The following is a 17476-nucleotide window of genomic DNA, read 5'->3' as shown; positions in this document are numbered from 1 at the left end:
GAGCCATATCGCAGCGTCAAGGCTACCGACGCAGCTCTAAAAAGCACTTTATACAACCAAAACAAGCGGATAATGGTAGAGGTATTATTTTACCGCGCGCTTTTGCGGCAGGGCATACGTGCCTGTCGCATGCGCGATCACCGCTTCGTCTTCACCAGCCACCAGTTCGATGTCGAACATGGCAAGGCTTCGGCCCAGCTTCAGCAAGCGAGTGCGCCCAAGAATTGCGCCGGGACCCGCCTTTCGCATGAAGGTGATGTTAAGGTTGGTCGTAACCGCCAGCGCCTCGCGACCCACATGCGCGAGGACGCAGGCATAACCGCCGATGTCGGACAGCGTGAACAGGCAGGGGCCCGACACGGTATCGCCGGGGCGCAGATGCCGCTCGGTCGCATTCAGGCGCACGGTACACGCGCCGGGCGCTACCGAAACGACCTCATAGTCGCGTGTCTGGCCGTTCAGGTGCGGATAGATCTCGGCAATGAAGGCGTTGATCTCATCCGATGTCATCACCGGCTGGATGGGGGTGGCTGGCAAGATCGTCCTCCTCAATCTCTCGCCTGCCAGATGAACCATGACTGGCACATCCCCTTCAAGCGCGCATATGATGCAACAAAAGCAGGAGGAAACGATGGCTGAAGTTCACGCATTGCGTCCGCAAACCCAGTCTGGCCCGGTGCACGAGGTGCTGGAAAAAGGCGTGTTGCGCCTGACCCTCGATTCGCCGCCCGCCAACGCCTTGTCGATCGCCCTCATGGAGCGGCTGCGTGAGCTGCTGGACAAAGCGCGCGACGACAAGGCCGTGCGCGTCATCGTCATCAGTGCTGTTGGCCGCATCTTTTCCGGCGGGCACGATCTCAAGGAAATCACCCTGCATCGCGCCGACCCCGATCGCGGCAGTGCCTTCTTCGAGCAGACAATGCGGCTTTGCGCCGACCTCATGCAAGCGATCGTCAATCATCCGAAGCCGGTGATTGCCGAAGTGGCAGGCCTGGCGACAGCGGCCGGCTGCCAGCTCGTCGCCAGCTGCGATCTGGCGATTGCTTCGACGGAGGCGACCTTCTGCACGCCGGGCGTCAATATCGGCCTGTTCTGTTCCACGCCGATGGTCGCGCTCACCCGCAACGTCTCGCGCAAGCAGGCCATGGAGATGCTGCTCACCGGCGAAACGATCGAAGCGACGGAGGCGCGCGAGTTCGGGCTGATCAACCGCGTGGTGCCGCCGGAATACCTGAATCAGGTCGTGAACAAATATGCCGAAGCCATTGCTTCCAAATCACCTCTGACGGTGAAGATCGGCAAGGAAGCCTTCTACAAGCAGGCTGAGATGAGCTTATCGGACGCCTATGACTACACGGCCCGCGTCATGGTCGAGAACATGATGGCGCGCGACGCGGAAGAGGGCATCGGCGCCTTCATCGGAAAGCGCAAGCCGGAATGGACGGGGGAGTGAATGGCTAGGGTATCAACCTTTTCTCGTGAGATTATTGGACGGATATCACTGCATGAGGAGGTGGATGCCCAGCTGTTCACCTACGATTTAGATGGTCGTAAACTGATGCAGATTAACACAGTAGGCAGACCTACACGCGAACTACCAGGCAAGGTAAGTCAGAGCTTGCAGTTCGATGAGGCAAGTGCTCGTGAGCTTTTCGAAGCGTTTCGAGATCATTTTGGATTCAAATGAATCACGACCGCTATTCCGACGAATATCTTGCTGAAATCCTCGGCACTACTCGCACCATTGCAGTGGTGGGCGCGTCGCCGAACGCCATGCGTCCGTCCTATGGCGTGATGCGGTTCCTGATTGGCAGCGGTTACACCGTCCTGCCGGTCAATCCTGGCCAGGTGGGCAAGGAAATCCTGGGGCAACCGGTGTTCGGCCGGCTGGCCGATATATCGGACGACATCGACATGGTCGATGTGTTCCGGGCTTCGGAAGCCGTTCCCGCTTTGGTGGACGAGATCCTGGCTTTGGAGCGCCGCCCGAAGGTGATCTGGATGCAGCTTGGCATTCGCAATGATCAGGCTGGCGCCAAGGCGGAAGCTGAGGGCATCAAGGTTGTGATGAACCGCTGCCCGGCGATCGATTATCCGCGCCTGTCGGGGAAGATCAGAGCCTTCCGCTGACCGGGTATCTGCCCTCTTCAGGAATGGCGTTCTCTCATCCGGCCGATCGAAGGCGCTGATGGCGATCTCTGACGATCCGTTCGGCAACTTTGTTCTTTGCACTCGACAACAAGCAAGGTGCATAGTCGCTGGTTAGGACGGACATCATCGAGGAGGAACCTGCATGACCGACGCCCCTGGCTTCAACACGCTTGCCGTTCACGCCGGCGCGCAGCCTGATCCATCGACCGGCGCGCGCGCGACGCCGATCTACCAGACGACCTCTTACGTCTTCAACGATGCGGACCATGCGGCGTCGCTGTTCGGACTGCAGGCCTTCGGCAACATCTACACCCGCATTATGAACCCGACGCAGGCCGTGCTTGAAGAAAGGGTGGCGGCGTTAGAAGGCGGCACGGCGGCGCTGGCTACGGCATCCGGCCATGCGGCCCAGATGCTCACCTTCCACAATATCATGCAGCCCGGCGACAATTTCGTCGCGGCGCGCCGGCTTTATGGCGGCTCGATCAACCAGTTCGGCCATGCCTTCAAGAATTTCGGCTGGGAAGTGCGCTGGGGCGATACGGACGACATTGCGAGCTTCGAACCGCTGATCGACGAGCGTACGCGCGGCGTGTTCATCGAAAGTCTGGCCAATCCCGGCGGCACCTTTGTGGACATCGCCGGTATCGCCGAGATTGCCCACAAACACGGCCTGCCGCTGATCGTCGACAACACGCTGGCGACGCCGTACCTGATCCGGCCGTTCGAACATGGCGCCGACGTGGTGATCCATTCGCTCACCAAATTCATCGGCGGCCATGGCAATTCGATCGGCGGCATCATCGTCGATGGCGGCACGTTCGACTGGTCGAAATCCGGCAATTACCCGATGCTGTCGGAACCGCGGCCGGAATATGCCGGCATCAAGCTGCACGAGACATTTGGCAATTTCGCCTTTGCGATCGCTGCGCGCGTGCTCGGTCTGCGCGACTTCGGCCCGGCCATCTCGCCCTTTAACGCCTTCCTGATCCTCACCGGCCTGGAAACGCTGCCGCTGCGCATGGAGCGGCATTGCGAGAACGCCCTGGCCGTCGCGCAGTGGTTGAAGGGGAACGACAAGGTCGCCTGGGTTAACTATCCCGGTTTGGCCGATGACCCAAACCACGCGCTCCAGCAGCGCTATTCGCCCAAGGGCAGCGGCGCCGTGTTCACCTTCGGTTTGAAGGGCGGCTACGAGGCCGGCGTCCGGTTCGTGGAAGGGCTGGAACTGTTTTCGCACCTAGCCAATATCGGCGATACCAAGTCGCTGGTGATCCATCCGGCGTCCACCACGCACCGGCAGTTATCGGACGAGCAGAAGGTGGCAGCGGGTGCGGGACCGGACGTGGTGCGGCTTTCTGTGGGCATCGAAGATGTCAAAGACATCATCGCAGATCTGTCACAGTCGTTTGACAAGCTATAAACGAGCTGCCTGAACATTGGCGGCTGGAGACACGCCGCCAATGACGTTTTTTGCCGCCATCAACACGACGGGGATCGAGCCGGAAGCCGGCGCGCCTGCGCCTGACCGCATTATTTCCGGCCAGCCGACCTTCCGCACCTGGAATGCCGAAGAAACGGCCGAGGGCCTCTGTGCCGGCATCTGGGAAGCGACGCCCGGCAAGTGGCGCATTGTCTATGACGAATGGGAGTTCTGCCACATCCTGAGCGGCCTTTCCGTCATCACGGAGGATGATGGTCAAGCGCGCACGGTCAAGCCGGGCGACAGCTTCGTCCTCAAGCCGGGCTTCAAAGGCACATGGGAAGTGCTTGAAACGACTCGCAAGGAGTATGTGATCCACCTTCGGCCGCAAGCCAGCTGAGGCGGCCCATGCGGATCTTCCTGATCAACCTCGATCACTTGCCGGATCGCTTGGCGTTCATGACGGCGCAGCTCGAGTCGCTGGGTTTGCAGGCCGAGCGGCTGGCTGCGGTTGAGGGCGACAAGATTGATCTGTCACCCTATGCCTCCTATAGCCTTAGACCGGGCGAGGTGGGCTGCTTCCTCAGTCATCGCGAGGCATGGCGCCGCCTTGTCGCTTCGGGAGCTGAACTGGCGCTGGTGCTCGAAGACGACGTGCGGCTCAGCCAGGATCTTCCGGCTGTGCTGCAAGCCGCCGCGAAGCTTGGCGCAGGCAATCACATCCTCAAGCTGGATACGTCCGGCCGTCCGATTGCGGTGGAGGCGAATACGCTGGCAGCGCTGGAACGTGTTCGCTTCGCGCGTCTTTGCAGCGAACATACGGGCACGGCCGGCTACATCATTTCCGCGAAAGCTGCGGGCGAATTGCTGGTACGATCAACGACGTTTTCCGAGCCGGTCGATCTCTTCATGTTCGGGAAACGCGCTGTGCTGGTGTCGAGCCCGTTGATCATCCAGGCTGTCCCGGCCGTCGTCGCGCAGGAAAAGCGGTTCCGCGCGGTTCATGGAACCGAAATGGGCAGCGTCATCCGTCACCATAGACCCGGCAACGCTTCAGTCATCACCAAAGTGTTCAGGGAACTGCGGCGTTGGCTTCGCAAGCTTGCGAAACTCGTCGCGTCCTTACCGAGCCGCCTACGGGGCACGCATCACTATCTACGTGTCCCGTTTGCCTGATCCACGCAGGCTGATCCTTTTGTCCGATTGCATCGGTACAACCTGTGCCTGGCCGACAACTTAACCCTGGCCGCGAACCTTCCAGCGACACTCTTGCGAAGCCGGGCAAGGGCACCTTATTTGTGTCTGGCAATTCCACTCTTCGATTCCCGTGATTCGGCCTGCTTGGCGACGGAAATCCCAGCCTGACAAAGGGACAAACCCATGAGAGATCCGGTCGAACGCGCCATGAGCCTCGTCCCCATGGTTGTCGAACAGACGAACCGTGGCGAACGCGCCTATGACATCTTCTCGCGTCTCCTGAAGGAGCGCATCATCTTCATCACCGGTCCGGTGGAAGACGGCATGGCGACGCTGGTTTGCGCGCAGTTGCTTTTCCTTGAAGCCGAGAACCCGAAGAAGGAGATCGCGCTTTACATCAACTCGCCGGGCGGCGTGGTGACGTCGGGCATGGCGATCTATGACACGATGCAGTTCATCAAGCCGGCCGTTTCGACGCTCTGCGTCGGTCAGGCCGCTTCGATGGGTTCGCTGCTGTTGTGCGCCGGTCATCCGGATATGCGCTTTGCGACGCCGAATGCCCGCATCATGGTGCACCAGCCTTCGGGCGGCTTCTCCGGCCAGGCTTCGGATATCGAGCGACATGCGCAGGACATCATCAAGCTGAAGCGCCGCTTGAACGAGGTTTACGTCAAGCACACCGGCAAGGATTATGAGACGATCGAGCGCACGCTCGACCGTGATCACTTCCTGACCGCCGACGAAGCGAGAGACTTCGGCTTGATCGACAAGGTCATTTCGAGCCGCGAAGCGATTGAAGACGCGGTCGCAAAGGCCTGACGCGCTTCCTTGCAGGTCCTGCCGCAGCCCGCGACTTTCCGCAGGGCTGCGGTATTTCTGTCACAATTTCTTGTTCCCTCAGCGAGTGCATAGGCCTACGTTAAGCCTATGTTGAGCTTATGGCGTGGAGATTCCATTCTCGGGAATCGGTACGCGGGAAATCAGGTGGGCGAGAAGACGTTAGAACCTTTGCTGTCGATCTGCCGGAATCGAAGCGAAGCCTAGTGCGCGGGAACAGCGACCATTGATGGTTGTTCAACAGTGAGCCCTCTGCACAGGACTTCTTCTCACCAGGAATGAGCAGCCGCTTTCGGGCGGGTTGAGCGAAAGGACGAGTTTGATGAGCAAAGTGGGCACCGGCGGCGGCGACTCCAAGAACACGCTGTACTGCTCCTTCTGCGGCAAGAGCCAGCACGAGGTGCGCAAGCTGATTGCAGGCCCGACCGTGTTCATCTGTGATGAATGCGTCGAACTGTGCATGGACATCATCCGCGAGGAGAACAAGACCTCGATGGTGAAGTCCCGCGAGGGCGTTCCGACCCCGCAGGAGATCTTGAAGGTTCTTGACGATTACGTGATCGGCCAGCCTTACGCCAAGCGCGTGCTGTCGGTTGCCGTTCACAACCACTACAAGCGCCTGGCGCATGCGACGAAGAACAACGACGTCGAATTGGCCAAGTCGAACATCCTGCTGATCGGCCCGACCGGTTGCGGCAAGACGCTGCTCGCGCAGACGCTCGCCCGCATCATCGACGTGCCCTTTACCATGGCCGATGCCACGACGCTGACCGAGGCCGGCTATGTCGGTGAGGACGTCGAGAACATCATCCTGAAGCTGCTTCAGGCCGCCGACTACAATGTCGAGCGTGCTCAGCGCGGCATCGTTTACATCGATGAGATCGACAAGATCAGCCGCAAGTCTGACAACCCGTCGATCACGCGCGACGTGTCGGGCGAGGGCGTTCAACAGGCCCTGCTCAAGATCATGGAAGGCACCGTTGCTTCCGTGCCACCGCAGGGCGGTCGCAAGCATCCGCAGCAGGAATTCCTGCAGGTGGATACGGCCAACATCCTGTTCATCTGCGGCGGCGCGTTTGCCGGCCTCGATCGCATCATCTCGGATCGCGGCCGCAAGACCTCGATCGGTTTTGGCGCAACCGTTGCTTCGCCGGAAGATCGTCGCTCGGGTGACCTGTTCCGCCAGGTGGAGCCGGAAGATCTCTTGAAGTTCGGCCTGATTCCGGAGTTCGTCGGCCGCTTGCCGGTTCTGGCGACGCTGGAAGACCTGGATGAGCCTGCGCTGATCCAGATCCTGACCGAGCCGAAGAACGCGCTGGTGAAGCAGTATCAGCGCCTGTTCGAGATGGAGAATGTCGAGCTGACCTTCCACGAAGGTGCGCTCTCGGCGATCGCCAAGCGCGCCATCGAGCGCAAGACCGGCGCACGCGGCCTTCGCTCGATCATGGAAGCGATCCTGCTCGACACGATGTTCGAGCTGCCGGCGCTGGAAGGCGTGCAGGAAGTCGCGATCTCAGATGAGGTGGTGCAGGGCAATGCACGCCCGCTCTACATCTATGCCGAGAAGGAGAAGGGCAGCGTCAGCGCCTGAGGCTCCCGCTTGAACCTGAATCAGCCCGCCGACGCCGCACTATTCGCGGCGCCGGCGGGCTTTTTCGTTTCAGTCCCTGGCGGCTCGAACCATCTTCCGCAACGGTGCGAAGGCGCTGGGAGCGGAGGCTTGAAACACTTGGTGGATATAGCCACCTAACACCCTGTCAGGCTGTTTCCCGCAAGATCCGTGCTGATAGGTGGCTGATGAAAAATCAGCCGTAGGCGGACCGCGGCATGGCCGTTAATATGAGACTCGCTTTCGGCCATCAGGCGTTGGCGAGGTGAAAGGCAAGACAATGACCAAGACTCCCCGCTCTTCCGGATCAGGAACGTTCGCTGTCCTGCCGCTGCGCGACATCGTGGTTTTCCCCCACATGATCGTGCCGCTCTTCGTGGGCCGTGAAAAGTCGATCAAGGCTTTGGAAGAGGTCATGGGCGCCGACAAGCAGATCCTGCTTGCCACCCAGATGAATGCTGCCGACGATGATCCGGCATCCGACGCGATCTTCGATGTCGGCACGCTTGCCAATGTGCTCCAGCTGCTGAAGCTGCCCGACGGCACCGTGAAGGTGCTGGTGGAAGGCACGACGCGCGCAAAGATCACCGAATTCACCGACCGTGGCGACTTCCACGAGGCGCAGGCAGTGACGCTTGACGAGCCGGAGGAAGAAGAGGTCGAGATCGAGGCGCTGGCCCGCTCGGTGGTTTCCGACTTCGAAAACTACGTCAAGCTGAACAAGAAGATCTCGCCCGAAGTGGTTGGCGCCGCCAGCCAGATCGACGATTATTCCAAGCTCGCCGACACCATTGCCTCGCATCTCGCGATCAAGATCCCTGAGAAGCAGGAGATGCTGGCGACCCTTTCCGTGCGCGAGCGCCTGGAAAAGGCGATGGGCTTCATGGAAGCCGAGATCTCGGTTCTGCAGGTGGAAAAGCGCATCCGCAGCCGCGTCAAGCGGCAGATGGAGAAGACGCAGCGCGAATACTACCTCAACGAGCAGATGAAGGCGATCCAGAAGGAGCTCGGCGAGGGTGAGGACGGCCGTGACGAGGCAGCCGAACTTGAAGCGCGCATCAAGAAGACGCGCCTGTCCAAGGAAGCCCGCGAAAAGGCCGATGCCGAGTTGAAGAAGCTCAAAACGATGTCGCCGATGTCGGCTGAGGCCACCGTCGTGCGCAACTATCTCGACTGGATGCTGTCGATCCCGTGGAACAAGAATTCCAAGGTGCGGCAGGATCTGGCCTTCTCCGAAGAGGTGCTCGACAACGACCACTTCGGTCTCGACAAGGTCAAGGAGCGCATCGTCGAATATCTGGCCGTCCAAAGCCGTCAGAAGAAGCTGAAGGGTCCGATCCTTTGCCTCGTCGGCCCTCCCGGTGTCGGCAAGACCTCGCTGGCCCGCTCGATCGCCAAGGCAACCGGACGCGAATATGTTCGCGTGGCACTCGGCGGCGTGCGTGACGAAGCCGAAATTCGCGGTCACCGCCGTACCTATATCGGCTCGATGCCCGGCAAAGTCATCCAGTCGATGAAGAAGGCGAAGCGTTCGAATCCGCTCTTCCTCCTCGATGAGATCGACAAGATGGGTCAGGACTTCCGCGGCGATCCGTCATCGGCTCTGCTTGAAGTGCTCGATCCCGAACAGAACTCGACCTTCATGGATCACTATCTTGAGGTCGAGTACGATCTGTCGAGCGTGATGTTCGTGACGACGGCCAATACGATGAACATTCCGGGTCCGTTGCTGGACCGCATGGAAGTCATCCGCATCGCCGGCTACACGGAAGACGAGAAGGTGGAGATCGCCAAGCGGCACCTGCTGCCCAAGGCGATCCGAGATCACGCGCTGCAGCCTTCGGAGTTTTCGGTTAACGACGATGCGCTGCGTTTGATCATTCAGACCTATACGCGGGAAGCCGGCGTGCGCAGCCTCGAGCGTGAGCTGATGAAGCTGGCCCGTAAGGCCGTGACCGAAATCATCCGCACCAAGAAGCCGTCGGTCGATGTGACCGCCGAGAACCTTGGCGACTATCTCGGCGTTCAGCGCTTCCGTTTCGGCCAGGCCGAGATGGACGATCAGGTCGGTGTGGTCACGGGTCTTGCCTGGACGGAAGTCGGCGGTGAGCTGTTGACGGTGGAAGCGGTCATGATGCCCGGCAAGGGCAAGATGACGGTGACCGGCAACCTCAAGGACGTGATGAAGGAATCGATTTCGGCAGCGGCATCCTACGTCCGTTCGCGTGCGATCGACTTCGGCATTGAGCCGCCGATCTTCGACAAGCGCGACATCCATGTGCACGTGCCGGAAGGTGCGACGCCGAAGGATGGTCCGTCGGCCGGTGTGGGCATGACGACGGCGATCGTGTCGGTCATGACGGGCATCCCGATCCGCGCCGATGTCGCCATGACCGGCGAGATCACATTGCGGGGCAGGGTGCTGCCGATCGGCGGCCTCAAGGAGAAGCTGCTTGCAGCCCTCCGCGGCGGCATCAAGAAGGTGATCATTCCGGAAGAAAACGCCAAGGATCTGGCGGATATCCCGGATAATGTGAAGAGCGGCATGGAGATCGTCCCTGTCAGCCGCATCGGCGAAGTGCTTCAGCACGCTCTGGTTCGCATGCCGACGGCGATTGAGTGGGTCGAGCCGGTGGAAACACCGAAGCCGATTGGCGAAGAAGCGGGCAAGTCGCTCGCCCACTAAGCAGGAAAAAAACGAGAGCCGGGCTTCCAAGCCCGGCTTTTTTCGTGTGAAAAGCCTTGGAAAAGCGGGAAAAGCTTTACCCCGGCGCAGATTCCGGCTTGGGTAAAGTGCTTGGGATCCCTAGAGTCCCGCCGGATTGAACTAGTTTTCGAGACAACACCTGAGAGAGGGAGAGATCGATGAACAAGAATGAACTCGTAGCCGCAGTGTCCGAGTCCGCTAGCCTGGGCAAGAACGAAGCTGCAGCTGCTGTCGACGCTGTCTTCGCTGCGATCACCGCAGAGCTGAAGAATGGCGGCGACGTCCGTCTCGTCGGCTTCGGCAACTTCAGCGTTTCCAAGCGCGAAGCCACCACCGGCCGCAATCCGCAGACCGGCGCCGAAGTGAAGATCCCTGCTCGCAACGTGCCGAAGTTCTCGGCCGGCAAGGGCCTCAAGGATTCCGTGAACGGCTGATCTGGTTTCAAACCAGTGGTTCACAAAGGGCGGGTCATTCCCGCCCTTTTTTATGCAGCGTGGCGATGAATGGACGAGCAGTCAGTCGGCTTGGCTGATGTTGTCGGACATGCGTTGCAGTACGCGGGAAACGACGCTCAGTTCGTCGTCACCGATCCCCGCCAGCACAAGCTCGTTGAAGTCGTCCGTCAGCCGCATCAGCTTCGCCGTTTGTTCACGGGCGCGATCGGTCAGGAAGATGCCCTTGGAGCGTCGGTCGCTTGAAAGCGCCACGCGGCGGATAAAGCCGTTCTTCTCCATGGCATCGATCAACGTCACCATTGAAGGCTGCTCAACTTCCATAAGCTTGGCCAGCTCCTTCTGGGTCGTTCCTTCGCGCCCGGAAAGGTAGAAGAGCAGACGTGAACGGGAAAGAGTGAGGTCTTGTGCCTTCAGCCGCGCATCGTAGAGCGTGCGCATTTTGCGCGTCACCACCCCGAGTTGCGGCATGAAAGAAGACCGCACGGAAGCTTCACTCATGGCCAAACGCCTTCAACGATATAAATAGGTTGCTATCTAATGCATAGCTAACATTTAGGTTGCGGAACTCGCGACTGGCTCAATGTGCCAGACGTTAGGGATCAAGGTCGCCGCTTCAGCCTCGATCACAGCTTCATCAAGCGCACTTCTTCTGCGGTATGGACGAGGTGTCGAGGCGTTCCGGCTTGCCGATCAAGTAGCCTTGCACGTCATCGCATCCCAGGCCCCGCACCAGTTCGAGCTGCTCCAACGTTTCCACGCCTTCAGCAAGTGTGGGCACGCACATGTCCTGTCCAAGCTGGGTGATGGCCCTGAGAACAGCCATTGCGTGGCTGTCGGTCACCGCGCTGGCAACGAAGCTGCGGTCGATCTTGATGCGGTCGATCGGGAAATCGCGCAGATGGGCGAAAGACGAGTAGCCCGTTCCGAAATCATCCATCGCAACCTTGATCCCCAAAGCGCGAATTTCACCCAGGATGTGGGCGAGCGCCTGACCATCGGCCACCAAAGCAGTTTCCGTCAACTCGATTTCCAGGCGATGAGGCGGCAACCCGCTTCGGTCGAGTGCGCTGACAATGTGGGCGCGCAGCGACGGCGACTTGAACTGCACGGGCGAAATATTGACGGCCACGTGCTGATCGTCGGCCCAACATGCGGCCTCGCGGCAGGCTTCTTCCAGCACCCACTGACCGATCGCAACGATCTGGCCGGTTTCCTCTGCAAACGGAATGAACTCCGCTGGCGATACGCGGCCGCGCGTTGGATGCTCCCACCGGATCAGCGCTTCGTAGCCGACGATGCGATCGTCATGCAGCGAAAGGATCGGCTGATAGGCGAGGTGGAATTGCCGCTGCTCGATCGCGGCCTTGATATCCTGCTCGAGCTGATGACGCGCCGCGATCTGCTCCAGCATGCCCGATTGGTAACAGGAAGCTTGTCCGCGTCCGGCATGCTTGGCCTCGTAGAGCGCAAGATCGGCGCGCTGCATCAGCTCGGTTACGTCCTGCGCATCATCGGTGCAGCACATGCCGATGCTGCATCCGATCGATAGGGTGAAATCCTGAATGAGAAAGGGTCGGCTCATGGCGTCGACGATGTTGTTGGCGACGCTCATGGACAGGTCGAGGTCGCCATAAACCAGAACCGCCAGTTCATCGCCCCCGTAGCGCGCAACAAAATCGTCGCCGCCGGTCACATCGCGGATCCGCTCGGCGACTGCGACCAGAAGCTCGTCGCCAACCGAATGGCCGAACGTGTCGTTGACGGCCTTGAACCGATCCAGATCGACCAGCAGCAGCTTGTAGCGGCGCTTGGGCGCAAAGCCTTCTTCCATGCGTTCCTGCAACGCACGCCGGTTAGCAAGCGCAGTCAGCGGATCATGATAAGCCATGTGTTCGATGCGGAGCTGCGCCTGACGCTCAGCCGTCTTGTCGTCGAAGGTAATGACGACACCGCCCTGCACCGGCCCACTGACGACTTCGAGCAGGCGCCCGTCCGCAAAACTGTGTTCGAACGTTTCGGACTGAGCGAGCTTCATCACGCTCTGAACGCGCCGGGTGATCCGCTGCCGCTCTTGCCCGTCCCAGGAACTGCTTTTCGCAAGCACACTAATCAGTTCGGAAACCGTCATGCCGCGATGAACGACGCCTTTGCTGATGTCGAACATCTTGAGGAAGCGATCGTTAAACAAGCGCAGGCGATGATCTTCGCCAATGAAAAGCAAGCCGTTCGACATGTTGTCGAGCGCGGTCGCCAGAATGGTCGTGTGGGCGCGTTCCTGGATACGCAGACGCTTGGAAGCGATCAGCGAAATCATTGCGCCGGCAAACAGGGTGAGTGAAGCGCCGCCGGTCAGCGCGCCTAGTATCGGGTTCAGATGCTCAAGGGTCTGGAAGCCCGGCACCTGCGTCAGGGAAACGCCGGAAATGGCAATGAAATGCGTGGCGCAAACGCCGGTGGTGAATAGAAGCGTCTTGACGACGCGGGTGTGAAAACGCCCGGTAATCGCCATCGCGGTGCCGTAACAGGCTGCACCCGCGAGGCAGGCGAGAACAGCCGCGGGCAGGGATTGCGTTTGCAGACATCCGACAATGGCCGCCATACCCGTAAAGTGCATGGCACCGATGCCAAGGCCGGCGATCGCACCCAGCGTGATGCGGATCGGCTGTCTCGGGAAAAAAACCGTCGCAGCCAGCGGCACGCCGACGGTTAGAACGCTGATGCCGATTGAAAGCAGCGTCCAATCTAAGTCGTAATTCATCGCGAGGTCGACACGATAGCCGAGCATGGCAAGGAAGTGGGTCGTCCAAACAGTAACACCTGCAACCACGGCGGTTGCGGACAGCCACCAGTAGCGGTCGGTTCCCCGTGTGCGCGCCGAGCGGCGCAACAAGCCGACGAGCAGCCAGGAACCGACAAGGCAGATCAGAAGGGCTGCGGCGACCAGCCCCAAGGATTGCTCGGTTGCGAGCCGCAAAAAGGATGCAGACATAGAAAAGGTCCAGGCACCCTCATCTGGATCAGGGCCGACCTTGCCGGTCGAACCTGTTCCTCGGCTGCCTGCCGCATCCCTCGCGAGGGCGCGCGCCAGGATCGCATCTAGCTAAGTCATACAGAGATGAAGAAAAGAGGCCAACCGAGCACGCATCGTCAATAACTGACGATGCAACTTTCGGCGTTGATTTTCGTAGCTGGCTAGTTTGTTCAACGCTTACGAAGGGCCGGAGCGGAAAGTGGACGCTCAACCGATATAGGTCTGCCGTCCGTTCCAGTCCACTATATAGACGGCCAATCCGCTTGTCGTCTTGATCAGCTGGCGTAAAGTCGCCTCGTCCATGAGGCTGAAGGCGGTGGAAAAGGCGTCGGCCATTGTTGCCGTCGGCGCAATCGTCGTGACGCGGCGATAGGTGAGGGGTACCGCACCTCTGCGGGGGTCCAGCACATGGCTGAAGCGGCCATCCCGGTCGAAGTGAAAGCCGGCACCTGAGGTGGTCGCGATCGCCTTGTCGACCAGGTCGATCACGGTGTCCGGCTCCAAGCCCATCTCGGTATCGGCCAAACCGACCCGCCACGGAAGGCCATCCTCTTTCGAGCCAATCGCGCGGTTTTCGCCCATGTCGACTAGGCTGCTGGTAACGCCTTCAGCCTTGAGCATGTCGACAATGGCGTCGGTGATGAAGCCTTGCGCGATGCCGTTCAAGGTCAGCGCCATGCCGGGACGCGAGAAGGCGATGCGATTGCCATTGAAGCGCACGGCATCGAAGCCGATGCGGGATCGGACTTGATCGACGTCCCGCGCTGAGGGGCCGGTCGGCTCGGCATCCGGCAGCGAGAAGTGACGGGCATACAGCGTCCACAAAGGCTGGATCGTTGGATCGAACGCGCCGTTTGTCGTCTGCCAGGCAGCGTGACAGGCGTTCAGGACCTGGACCAGCTCTTGCGGTGGTGTCGGCAAGGCGCCAAGGCGATTGAGTTCGCACAGGGTTGACGAGGGCCGGTAAAGGCTGAAGATGCCTTCCAGCCGCTCCACTTCGGTCACCACGCGGCGGAGCAGTGCTTCTGCTTTTGCCTTATCCGGGTGGTTCAGGATCAGCTTTGCCGGGGCGCCGAGCGCCTGTCCTCGCCAGATCACCGGCGAAAGCGACGCGCGTGCCGCGCCCAGCGTGCCGAGAAGCGGCAGACCGGCAGCAGCGGCCATGATGGAGATGGCGCGGCGCCGCGAAATCGGTCTAGCCATGATGATGCGCTCCCATGTCGTGAGGCTCACCTTCGGGCGGTATGGGATCACCATCACCGCCCTGCGCCGGCGCACCGCTTCCCAGGATGTATTGCTGCGGCACATCGTTGAAGCCGACGACGCGACCGCCATGCTTCGAGACGAAAGCGTTAGCGTCGCCCTCCTTGCTGAACGGCACGGCTTCCTCATTGCCCATGCCGCCGCGCTGCTGGCTCTCGATTACAAAGAACGCCGTCTTGGCATCGATCCAGTTTTCGGCTCCGGGCCGATCCCAGCTCGGCGCCTTGCTCATGTCGGACACATAGATCGCGGCGATGTTGCGCGGCTCTTCCGGCAACATGGTGAAGGCAAGCGCGTCGCGCGCCGACGAGAACCAGATGGCTTCCGGGATCTTGTCCAGGATGATCTGCCCCTTTGGCCCGGCATGTTCGAGAACGTTCATGCCGCAATAGCGGCCCATGGCCTCTTCCGTCAGCGCGAAAGGCGGCGGCATCTCCGCCACCTTCTCTTCCGAGCAGGCACCAAGCAGAAGCGAAGCCGCCAGCGCGGCGATTGCCCAAGCGGTTCTCATACTTCCCTCCGTGAAAACACGAGCGTCGAAAGGCCAAGCGGCACCAGCGTCCAGAGAAGGAGCGCTGCAAGCAGAACGGGTGCGGATAGGCCGGTATGGCCTGCAATGCCGGCCATGCCGGACAAGGCGCTGGCGCTGCCCGAGCCGAGGTTGAGCAGGCGATAGGCATCGGTCGGATTGGCGACCAGCAGCATATCGAGCAGCATTGGCGGAACCGTCTGGCCACGTGCCGCAACCAGCCCGCCGAGCAGCGCCATGTCGTAGATCAGCACGAAGAACAGCCAGATGCCGATCGCGATGCCGCCTGCCGTGCTGCGTTCCCGCGCAAGGGTGCTGACGAAATAGCCGATCGCCAGAAACACTGCGCCGAGCAGCACCGACGAGCCGACCATCGAAGCAAAAGAACGCCAGCTTTCCAGACCGATGTCGGGCGAACTCACGGCGAGTGCAGCGGCAGCGACGCCGTAGCCGAACAAGGTCGCGAAGGCGAGAATGGCGAGATGGCCGAGGAACTTGCCGAAGATGACCTCGCTCCGTCCCAGCGGATAGCTGAGCAGCAGGATCATGGTGCCGCGTTCGGTTTCGCCCACGATCGCATCATGCGACAACAGCAGCGCGATCAGCGGCACCAGGAAGATCGTCAGGCTCGAAAGGCTGACGATCACGATGTCGAGCTTGTTGACGCCGACGCTGCCCGTCGGCGCGCCGCCGAGAAACGACAGCGTCAAGGCGAGTGCGGCGAGCAGCAGGGTGGTCGCCAGAACCCAGCGGTTGCGCAGGCCCTCCTGAATCTCCTTGCGTGCGATGATGAGGATGTTCGTCATGGCTCGTTCTGACCGCTGAGGAAATGCGCATAAAGATCATCGAGCGTGGGCTCGGCGACCGTCAGCGCGGCAAGGCGTGATGGCTCGGCTGTCAGATCGCGCAGAAGGGCGATCTTGTCGGCGGCCCCGATGTTCGTTTCCCACGCACCGCTGCCGGTTCGCCACCACGCATCGCCATTCATGAAGGCCGGCGCATCCACGCCCTCGCCAAGCCGCACACTGATCTGTGTCGGCAATCGAGCAATGTGGCGCAATTCATTCAGCGTCCCGTCGGCGATCTTCAAGCCGCGATTGATGATGATGACGCGATCGGCACGGTCTTCGAGTTCGGTTAGCGCGTGCGAGGACAAAAGCACCGTCGTGCCATGCGCGCGCAGATCCGTGATGAGGTCGTAGAAGCTGCGGCGCAGCGCGGGATCGAGACCGCTGGTCGGCTCGTCGAGCAAGAGGATGCCGGGTTCGCCGAGCAGTGCCTGCGCCAGTCCTAGCCGCTGGCGCATGCCTTTGGAATAGGTCCGCACTGGCCGATCCGCCGCTTCGCGCGCCAGACCCACGCGCTCGAACAATGTGTCGGTGGATCTGAGGTCGACCCGCTTCAGCCGGGCATAGAAAGCCAGCGTTTCGCGCCCCGTCAGCGCCAGATGAAACGACACGCTTTCGGGCAGGTAGCCGAGCCGCTGGCGTACCGCGAAGTCGCCGCGCGCCGGGTCTTCGCCAAGCACGCGCACCTGGCCGGTCGTGGGGCGGATCAGGCCCAGCATCAGCTTGATCAGCGTGGTCTTGCCCGCGCCATTGTGCCCGACAAGCGCGGTTGTCTCGCCGGCATTTAAGGTGAAGCCCACATCGCGCACGGCATCGACCTTGTTGTAGCGCTTGGAGGCGCCGGTGATCTCGACGGTTGCGGTCATGGCTTGTCTTTCTCCGCAGCTCTCGGCGCCATCAGCGGATGGTTGTCGACTACGCCGCCGGGCAGGAGGGCAGGGAATTGTGATTGCGCCCAGCGGATCACCTGCACTGCAGGGCTCGTGGTCAGCAGCTTGGCTTGCGGAGAGGTCCACAGCACTTGGTCGACCAGATCGTTCGGCCGGTAGGGGTTGTCACCGATGCCGTCGCCATCGAGATCGAAGGCGGGATTATCGCTCCAAAAATTGCCGCGACCCTCGCTCGACCAGTCGATATAGCGGGTGCCGACATATTTGACTTGGTTGCGATTGTTGATGAAGGCGTTGCCGCTCATCGTGTTGCCTTCGGAACCGGCCGTGAAATGGATGCCGATGGAGCAATTCTCGAAGCTGTTGTCGAAGAAGCGGTTCTTGTTGGCGTTGTAGATGAAGACGCATTTTTCCGGCCCGAGGCGTTCGCTCGCGCCCGCGACCACGTCCTCTGCCTCAAGCTTCGGCATGCCGTGCTCGCTCGATTGCACGCCAGCCGACAGCCAACGCTCCACCGGCTGCATGCGGCCGATAAC

At 60.7% G+C, this 17476-nt stretch carries 17 protein-coding genes; 9 read left to right on the top strand and 8 right to left on the bottom strand.

Features of this window, described 5'->3' with window-relative positions:
• Positions 1-84: 84 nt before the first annotated feature.
• On the bottom strand, positions 85-510 hold the full coding sequence (locus RTX98_RS00445) for a PaaI family thioesterase (RefSeq protein ID WP_416223035.1): 426 nt from the start codon (positions 508-510) through the stop codon (positions 85-87).
• 121 nt (positions 511-631) lie between these two features.
• Between RTX98_RS00445 and RTX98_RS00440 the strand changes: the two genes are divergently transcribed.
• The 9 genes from RTX98_RS00440 to RTX98_RS00400 all read left to right on the top strand — a co-directional run bounded on the left by RTX98_RS00440 (position 632) and on the right by RTX98_RS00400 (position 10358).
• Positions 632-1453: an enoyl-CoA hydratase gene (locus RTX98_RS00440; RefSeq protein ID WP_312793834.1), complete on the top strand. Its 822-nt coding sequence runs from the start codon at positions 632-634 to the stop codon at positions 1451-1453.
• Positions 1454-1683: 230 nt separating this feature from the next.
• Positions 1684-2130, top strand: a complete 447-nt coding sequence (locus RTX98_RS00435) for a CoA-binding protein (protein WP_312793832.1) — start codon at positions 1684-1686, stop codon at positions 2128-2130.
• A 163-nt stretch (positions 2131-2293) separates the two neighbouring features.
• Positions 2294-3574 (top strand): O-acetylhomoserine aminocarboxypropyltransferase, encoded by a 1281-nt coding sequence (locus tag RTX98_RS00430; protein ID WP_312793830.1) that lies wholly within the window; start codon positions 2294-2296, stop codon positions 3572-3574.
• Positions 3575-3614: 40 nt separating this feature from the next.
• Positions 3615-3974, top strand: a complete 360-nt coding sequence (locus RTX98_RS00425) for a cupin domain-containing protein (protein ID WP_312793828.1) — start codon at positions 3615-3617, stop codon at positions 3972-3974.
• A gap of 8 nt (positions 3975-3982) precedes the next feature.
• Positions 3983-4750 (top strand): glycosyltransferase family 25 protein, encoded by a 768-nt coding sequence (locus tag RTX98_RS00420; RefSeq protein WP_312793826.1) that lies wholly within the window; start codon positions 3983-3985, stop codon positions 4748-4750.
• A 204-nt stretch (positions 4751-4954) separates the two neighbouring features.
• Positions 4955-5590, top strand: coding sequence for an ATP-dependent Clp protease proteolytic subunit (locus tag RTX98_RS00415; RefSeq protein WP_312793824.1), 636 nt, complete (start codon positions 4955-4957; stop codon positions 5588-5590).
• Positions 5591-5930: 340 nt separating this feature from the next.
• Positions 5931-7199, top strand: a complete 1269-nt coding sequence (gene clpX, locus RTX98_RS00410; RefSeq protein WP_189501532.1) for an ATP-dependent Clp protease ATP-binding subunit ClpX — start codon at positions 5931-5933, stop codon at positions 7197-7199.
• 298 nt (positions 7200-7497) lie between these two features.
• The gene (gene lon, locus RTX98_RS00405) at positions 7498-9903 is read left to right on the top strand and encodes an endopeptidase La (RefSeq protein WP_312793820.1); all 2406 of its coding nucleotides are present in this window, start codon (positions 7498-7500) and stop codon (positions 9901-9903) included.
• Positions 9904-10082: 179 nt separating this feature from the next.
• A complete protein-coding gene (locus RTX98_RS00400; RefSeq protein ID WP_189501534.1) occupies positions 10083-10358 on the top strand; it encodes an HU family DNA-binding protein in 276 nt (91 codons plus the stop codon).
• A gap of 81 nt (positions 10359-10439) precedes the next feature.
• On the opposite strand, the gene RTX98_RS00395 is transcribed toward RTX98_RS00400, so the two are convergent.
• From RTX98_RS00395 to RTX98_RS00365, 7 genes are all read right to left on the bottom strand, one after another.
• Positions 10440-10877 (bottom strand): MarR family winged helix-turn-helix transcriptional regulator, encoded by a 438-nt coding sequence (locus tag RTX98_RS00395; RefSeq protein ID WP_312793817.1) that lies wholly within the window; start codon positions 10875-10877, stop codon positions 10440-10442.
• 136 nt (positions 10878-11013) lie between these two features.
• Positions 11014-13368, bottom strand: a complete 2355-nt coding sequence (locus tag RTX98_RS00390; RefSeq protein ID WP_312793815.1) for an EAL domain-containing protein — start codon at positions 13366-13368, stop codon at positions 11014-11016.
• 249 nt (positions 13369-13617) lie between these two features.
• Positions 13618-14613 carry an FAD:protein FMN transferase gene (locus tag RTX98_RS00385; RefSeq protein WP_312793813.1) on the bottom strand — a complete coding sequence of 332 codons (996 nt, stop codon included), beginning with the start codon at positions 14611-14613 and terminating at the stop codon, positions 13618-13620.
• Positions 14606-15184 carry a nitrous oxide reductase accessory protein NosL gene (locus RTX98_RS00380; protein WP_312793810.1) on the bottom strand — a complete coding sequence of 193 codons (579 nt, stop codon included), beginning with the start codon at positions 15182-15184 and terminating at the stop codon, positions 14606-14608. The genes RTX98_RS00385 and RTX98_RS00380 overlap by 8 nt, the downstream gene beginning before the upstream one ends.
• Positions 15181-16008, bottom strand: coding sequence for an ABC transporter permease (locus RTX98_RS00375; RefSeq protein ID WP_312793808.1), 828 nt, complete (start codon positions 16006-16008; stop codon positions 15181-15183). The genes RTX98_RS00380 and RTX98_RS00375 overlap by 4 nt, the downstream gene beginning before the upstream one ends.
• Positions 16005-16916 (bottom strand): ABC transporter ATP-binding protein, encoded by a 912-nt coding sequence (locus tag RTX98_RS00370; protein ID WP_312793806.1) that lies wholly within the window; start codon positions 16914-16916, stop codon positions 16005-16007. The genes RTX98_RS00375 and RTX98_RS00370 overlap by 4 nt, the downstream gene beginning before the upstream one ends.
• Positions 16913-17476: NosD domain-containing protein (locus RTX98_RS00365; protein ID WP_312793804.1), on the bottom strand; the 564-nt coding region annotated here is incomplete at its 5' end. The genes RTX98_RS00370 and RTX98_RS00365, both read right to left, overlap by 4 nt.

Origin of the sequence: Tianweitania sp., assembly GCF_032053605.1 — a bacterium.
In the GTDB taxonomy this organism is placed as follows: domain Bacteria; phylum Pseudomonadota; class Alphaproteobacteria; order Rhizobiales; family Rhizobiaceae; genus Tianweitania.
This window is presented reverse-complemented; position numbering and strand designations above follow the sequence as displayed.

Excerpts from the sequence above, each read along its gene's own strand:
- RTX98_RS00425 (WP_312793828.1), top strand. The coding sequence starts at position 3,615 with ATGACGTTTTTTGCCGCCATCAACACGACGGGGATCGAGCCGGAAGCC.
- RTX98_RS00400 (WP_189501534.1), top strand. The coding sequence starts at position 10,083 with ATGAACAAGAATGAACTCGTAGCCGCAGTGTCCGAGTCCGCTAGCCTG.
- clpX (WP_189501532.1), top strand. The coding sequence starts at position 5,931 with ATGAGCAAAGTGGGCACCGGCGGCGGCGACTCCAAGAACACGCTGTAC.
- RTX98_RS00430 (WP_312793830.1), top strand. The coding sequence starts at position 2,294 with ATGACCGACGCCCCTGGCTTCAACACGCTTGCCGTTCACGCCGGCGCG.
- RTX98_RS00415 (WP_312793824.1), top strand. The coding sequence starts at position 4,955 with ATGAGAGATCCGGTCGAACGCGCCATGAGCCTCGTCCCCATGGTTGTC.
- lon (WP_312793820.1), top strand. The coding sequence starts at position 7,498 with ATGACCAAGACTCCCCGCTCTTCCGGATCAGGAACGTTCGCTGTCCTG.
- RTX98_RS00420 (WP_312793826.1), top strand. The coding sequence starts at position 3,983 with ATGCGGATCTTCCTGATCAACCTCGATCACTTGCCGGATCGCTTGGCG.
- RTX98_RS00440 (WP_312793834.1), top strand. The coding sequence starts at position 632 with ATGGCTGAAGTTCACGCATTGCGTCCGCAAACCCAGTCTGGCCCGGTG.
- RTX98_RS00395 (WP_312793817.1), bottom strand. The coding sequence starts at position 10,877 with ATGAGTGAAGCTTCCGTGCGGTCTTCTTTCATGCCGCAACTCGGGGTG.
- RTX98_RS00385 (WP_312793813.1), bottom strand. The coding sequence starts at position 14,613 with ATGGCTAGACCGATTTCGCGGCGCCGCGCCATCTCCATCATGGCCGCT.
- RTX98_RS00370 (WP_312793806.1), bottom strand. The coding sequence starts at position 16,916 with ATGACCGCAACCGTCGAGATCACCGGCGCCTCCAAGCGCTACAACAAG.
- RTX98_RS00445 (WP_416223035.1), bottom strand. The coding sequence starts at position 510 with ATGACATCGGATGAGATCAACGCCTTCATTGCCGAGATCTATCCGCAC.
- RTX98_RS00380 (WP_312793810.1), bottom strand. The coding sequence starts at position 15,184 with ATGAGAACCGCTTGGGCAATCGCCGCGCTGGCGGCTTCGCTTCTGCTT.
- RTX98_RS00375 (WP_312793808.1), bottom strand. The coding sequence starts at position 16,008 with ATGACGAACATCCTCATCATCGCACGCAAGGAGATTCAGGAGGGCCTG.
- RTX98_RS00435 (WP_312793832.1), top strand. The coding sequence starts at position 1,684 with ATGAATCACGACCGCTATTCCGACGAATATCTTGCTGAAATCCTCGGC.
- RTX98_RS00390 (WP_312793815.1), bottom strand. The coding sequence starts at position 13,368 with ATGTCTGCATCCTTTTTGCGGCTCGCAACCGAGCAATCCTTGGGGCTG.